The organism is Streptomyces sp., assembly GCF_031178505.1.
Lineage (GTDB): Bacteria > Actinomycetota > Actinomycetes > Streptomycetales > Streptomycetaceae > Streptomyces > Streptomyces gulbargensis.
In genome coordinates this window covers 1-4,318 of record NZ_JAPSIW010000601.1, presented here as the reverse complement: position 1 = coordinate 4,318, position 4,318 = coordinate 1, and the positions used below count along the sequence as shown (strand labels likewise).

General features: G+C 69.5%; 8 protein-coding genes. 5 read left to right on the top strand and 3 right to left on the bottom strand.

Going from position 1 to position 4,318, the window contains the following annotated elements:
• Together RIF68_RS28725 and RIF68_RS28720 are read left to right on the top strand one after the other, a co-directional pair.
• A partial coding sequence (locus RIF68_RS28725) for a hypothetical protein (protein WP_309054209.1) occupies nt 1-636 on the top strand: 636 nt, incomplete at its 5' end.
• A 371-nt stretch (nt 637-1,007) separates the two neighbouring features.
• Nucleotides 1,008-1,286 carry a hypothetical protein gene (locus tag RIF68_RS28720; protein WP_309054208.1) on the top strand — a complete coding sequence of 93 codons (279 nt, stop codon included), beginning with the start codon at nt 1,008-1,010 and terminating at the stop codon, nt 1,284-1,286.
• Here RIF68_RS28720 and RIF68_RS28715 read toward each other — a convergent pair.
• The gene (locus RIF68_RS28715; protein WP_309054207.1) at nt 1,273-1,629 is read right to left on the bottom strand and encodes a hypothetical protein; all 357 of its coding nucleotides are present in this window, start codon (nt 1,627-1,629) and stop codon (nt 1,273-1,275) included. The two genes, RIF68_RS28720 and RIF68_RS28715, sit on opposite strands and share 14 nt — an antisense overlap.
• On the opposite strand from RIF68_RS28715, the gene RIF68_RS28710 reads away from it, so the two are divergent.
• The 3 genes from RIF68_RS28710 (at nt 1,616) to RIF68_RS28700 (ending at nt 3,132) form a co-directional block, all read left to right on the top strand.
• On the top strand, nt 1,616-2,446 hold the full coding sequence (locus RIF68_RS28710) for a site-specific integrase (RefSeq protein WP_309054206.1): 831 nt from the start codon (nt 1,616-1,618) through the stop codon (nt 2,444-2,446). The two genes, RIF68_RS28715 and RIF68_RS28710, sit on opposite strands and share 14 nt — an antisense overlap.
• 21 nt (nt 2,447-2,467) lie before the next feature.
• Entirely contained in the window at nt 2,468-2,599 is a 132-nt protein-coding gene (locus tag RIF68_RS28705; RefSeq protein ID WP_309054205.1) for a hypothetical protein, read from the top strand.
• Nucleotides 2,600-2,910: 311 nt separating this feature from the next.
• Nucleotides 2,911-3,132, top strand: coding sequence for a hypothetical protein (locus RIF68_RS28700; protein ID WP_309054204.1), 222 nt, complete (start codon nt 2,911-2,913; stop codon nt 3,130-3,132).
• 45 nt (nt 3,133-3,177) lie between these two features.
• Here the strand turns inward: RIF68_RS28700 and RIF68_RS28695 are convergent, their stop codons facing one another.
• Both RIF68_RS28695 and RIF68_RS28690 read right to left on the bottom strand, forming a co-directional pair.
• Nucleotides 3,178-3,840: a pentapeptide repeat-containing protein gene (locus RIF68_RS28695; RefSeq protein WP_309054203.1), complete on the bottom strand. Its 663-nt coding sequence runs from the start codon at nt 3,838-3,840 to the stop codon at nt 3,178-3,180.
• Nucleotides 3,841-3,929: 89 nt separating this feature from the next.
• Nucleotides 3,930-4,318: hypothetical protein (locus tag RIF68_RS28690; RefSeq protein WP_309054202.1), on the bottom strand; the 389-nt coding region annotated here is incomplete at its 5' end.

Below are 4,318 nucleotides of genomic sequence, written 5' to 3'. Positions count from 1 at the left end.
GGCGAGGTCATGGTCGACGTCCACGGCAACCAGGCCACCGTCACGATGAACGTCTCCGGCGCGGCCGAGACCTTCATGGACGGACCCTTCCCGCACGCCCAGCACATCCACATCCACGGCCAGGGCACCTGCCCCGGCCCCGAGGCCGACACCGACGGCGACGGGGTGGTCAACACCACCGAGGGCCACCCCTCCTACGGGATGATCGGCACCTCGCTGACCACCGAGGGCGACACCAGCCCCGACTCCGGGCTGGCCGTGGAGCGCTTCCCGGGCGGATCCGCCTACTCCTACGAGCGGACCTTCGAGCTGGACGGGCCGACCACCGAGGCCCTCAAGAGCGGCACCGCGGTGATCGTGGTCCACGGTGTGGACCCGGCGAAGATGCCGGCCGCGGCCGCCGAGAAGATGTCGGATCTGGACCCGGCGCTGCCCGCGGCCGCGACCCTGCCGGCCGCGTGCGGCACCCTGAGCGCCGCCCAGATGGGCGCGATGCCCGAGGGCGGGGCCGACACCGGGGTCACACAGGGCACCGGTTTCACCACTGCGGGCTCGGTTGCTCTCGGTGGCGGTGCATTGCTGGCCGCCGCCGGTGGCGCCTACCTCCTGGGCCGCCGCACGGCCGACCAGGCCTGAGCCCGGACCGGTTGAGCAGCACAGAAGGGACTGATCCACTTCCGATGAATCGTCCCGGACACGGCCGCCGCGCAGACCTCACGGTCGGCGCGGCGGCCGCACTTCCTCTTCTGACCGGATGCGCCGGGAATGCCCTCACCCCGATACAACCGCCGGATCTCCGCCCAGCTCACCACGCTCAACACCCGCTTCCTCCCGTCTTCGTCGTGAGAACAGGGTCCAGCAGGGGGGTCAAACTTCGCATGCGGTGGGTTCTCGATGATCGCCCAGGGGGCAGGTCAGAAGGCATCGGATAGTTCGACGGATGACAAAATCAAGGGTGTCACCCACCTGAGGACCCCGGAGGGTTCCCACACGACAGGAGCACCACCATGACCCACCACCAGCAGAGTCCCGAGGAAATGTGGGCCCAAGCGAAATGGGCTGCCCTCAACCCCGAGTTCCAGGCGGAAATCGAGCAGGCTCTCCTCGATGGCCCGTGGATGCAAGTGCGCTCTAAAGCTCTCCTCGAGGCAGTAGCGGCCGCTCAGCGCGCCGGTGAGGACCCGAACCAGTACGGTTCCCCGCAGGCACTCGTAGAGGCATACGGGCTGGAGTGGCCCACTGAGCCGGAATCGCCCGCCGATGGACAGGGTGTCAACGGCGGGTAAAAGCTGATCCCCTGGCGGCAGGTGGGTTTTGGCTTGCATTCCAGACACCGTCGATAGCTTCCGTGTTGTGGTGACCCGTGCGGGCGCTCACGAGCAGGCTGTGATGGCGCCTGTCGGGGTCTGGGGTTGTTGGCCTGCTGTCCGGCCTTACCGAGTGCGACAGGTGCAGGATGAACATCCACAGCTTGATCGGCACCCCACCGATCACCGCGGCGAACTCCCCGAAGTCGACCTCGGCCTCCTGGGCCGGGGCGTGGGTCTGGGGCACCTTCACCTGCAGGCACTGATCAGTGGTCTCCCGGCGCAGCTCCGCTACGAGGGCCCGCACGGTGGACTCGGCCACGACCACCACCCCCAAGGCGTATCACAACCATGTCAGAATCCTCGACAACGCCGGTGTCCTTGACTGGCCGATCGGCAGCGTCACCCCGCGCATGGTTGACCAAGTCGTCACCAAGATCGTTACACCGACCACGAAGCGTTGGCCCAACGGCACGGCCTGTATCGTCGGCGGCCCCTCCGCAGGTCGGCGCGTGCGTTTCATCCTCCGCGAAGCATTCGACATTGCCGTCCGCGATCGCGCGATTGCGGACACGCCCGTTATGCCCGAGCCACGGGCGAAGTCCGCTGGCAACAAGGAGGTCACCGACCTCACGCCGGCCGAACTCCGCAGGCTTCGCGACCGGTTTGTCCGGTGGGAGAAAGTGACCCTCGGTGGGGGGAAGCGCTACACGCCGATGGTCGACGCCCTAGACGTCCTCCTCGGCACTGGCATGCGCGCCGGGGAACTCCTTGCCCTCCGCTGGCAGGACCTCGACCTGGACGCCGGCACGCTTGAGGTCAACGGAACGATGGTCAGCGTCACCGGCGTGGGCAGCTATCGCCAGCAGGGAGGCAAGGCCGCCGGCTCGATGCGCATTCTCGAGCTCCCCGGTCCGACACTCGCGGTCCTCATCCGCCGCCACGAGTTCGCCGGCCGGCCGACGTCCGGGCCCGTCTTCCCATCACGGAACGGCACGCACATGCAACGCGACAACTTCCAGAAGGCGTGGCGCCGAGCGCGCGGGGATGACCTCGCCGACGTCACCCCGCACACCGTCCGCCGCTCTGTCGCCGGGGCACTCCGCGACGCAGTCTCCGTCGAGCAGGCCTCCGCGTAGCTCGGACACCTCGACTCCGCGGTGACGGAGAAGTACTACCTCACCCGCGCGACGACGCAGGGCAATGCCGAGGCTCTCGCCAACTGGTTGCAGCGCGTCGAGGACGGCGACCCGGGCGGCACCGAACGCAGTCGACCCGGCCGTCGGAAGTAGGCGTCGGCTGGTGATTCCAGCCGACGAATACCCGACGTGCACTCGTCAATCGGTGTCGTCGACTGTCACTCCGTGACGCGCTCATCCCCGCTGATTCTCGGGAAAAGGCAGGTCAAGGAACACCGAACCTCACCCCCGCCCAGTGTCAGTCCGAGTCTGACTGGGGGCACGCGGGATCCGCCTCCCGGTGCGGACGTGGGAGACCCGGTGCTCCGGCTTCCGCGCCGCGCACGTGGGCGCGGCGCGACGATCCGGACATGCAGGGCCCGCCAACAGGGGGAGCACAGGAAGCGGTGGCAGAGTCAGGACCGATGAGCACACGAGCACCCCACCGCCAGCGACCGACGACGTCGACGACCACGCGCGCGATCACCCGGATGAGCCTGGCCGCACTCACGGGCGTCCTGTTCGCCGCGGCGATCTTCTTCGGCGAGATCGAGTTCGTCACAGCGGCACTGCTCGCCGGGGTGTCCGGCATCGCGGTGGACCTGCGGCAGACCACGAGTCTGGCGCGGGCGAGGGTCGAGCCCTAGCCGGGCGCCACCCCGGGCTCGTGCCGACGGAGGGGTCGGGGCAGGTCAGCCCTCCACGTCGATGCCCAGCTGAGCGGCCATCGCCGGAGCCAGCTGCTGCAGCTGGAACTCGTTGATCGTCGCCCCGCGCAGATGCGCCAGCCCGGTGATCTCCGGCAGGTCCACCGCGAGCAGGTCGACGTCCTGGAGAGTCGCGCCGGAGACGTCGAGGGTGCCGACTTCGGTGTCGTCGAAGGATACCCGTTGCACCGCCGCGCCGGTGAGGTCCAGTTCGCCGACGACGCAGCCGGTGAACCGTACGTCGCGCACCGTCGCCCCGCGCAGGCTCACGTATCCGATCTTGGCGTTGCGGACGTGGACGGAGTCCCAGGTGCCCTCGACGCACTGGAGCACTCCGAGCCGGGAGTCCTCGACCACGACGCCGCGCAGGGCCGCGTAGGCGGCCGAGACGGTGGGAATGTCCAAATGGTGCAGATGCGAGTCGATGACGCGGGCGCGGGTCAGTTCCAGCTCGTGGGCGTTGAGGGCGGCGAGCGAGCAGTCGCTGAAGCCGACGTCGGTCAGGTCCATCCCGGTGAGGTCGTCGCCGCTGAAGGACAGCGCCTCGTACGTGCCGTGGGCGCGGAGCACGGACGGGTCGCCGGGCGTCAGGTCGGGCAGGTGGAGGGTGCGCAGCTTCGGGGGAGCGGGGGTCTCGCATCGGGGCATGCTCTCCACCGTAGCCGCGTCCCGGAGCGGCGCCCGGACGCGCGCGGCCGGACACGCGCGGCCGACGAGCGGGACCAGCGGAGTCCGGCTCAGCGCGGAAGGTGGCGCTGCAGCCACAGCGTGCACCACAGCTTCAGCCGCAGCTCGTCCCACCCGGAGACGTCCACGACCAGGGCGGCGGGCCCGTACCGGTGGACCGACGCGACGCCGTCGCGGTCGCACAGCTCGGCGATCAGGTGCTCCACCACGCCCGGGTGCTGAGCGGGGATGTCCTCGCGCAGTCCGACGTCGAAGCATTCGAGCTCGGCGACCACCGTCACCAGCGGCTCCTCGACGGCCGCGGCCTCGGGGCCTTCGCCGTGCAGGGCGTCGATGGTGCGGCGGACGTGGGCGAGCATCTCGGTCCCGCTCATCGGGTCCCGTCCGTGGGCGGACTGGTAGGCGCTGTAGAGCGGGATGCCGGGGAGGAAGACCTGGT

Excerpts from the sequence above, each read along its gene's own strand:
- RIF68_RS28720 (WP_309054208.1), top strand. The coding sequence starts at position 1,008 with ATGACCCACCACCAGCAGAGTCCCGAGGAAATGTGGGCCCAAGCGAAA.
- RIF68_RS28700 (WP_309054204.1), top strand. The coding sequence starts at position 2,911 with ATGAGCACACGAGCACCCCACCGCCAGCGACCGACGACGTCGACGACC.
- RIF68_RS28695 (WP_309054203.1), bottom strand. The coding sequence starts at position 3,840 with ATGCCCCGATGCGAGACCCCCGCTCCCCCGAAGCTGCGCACCCTCCAC.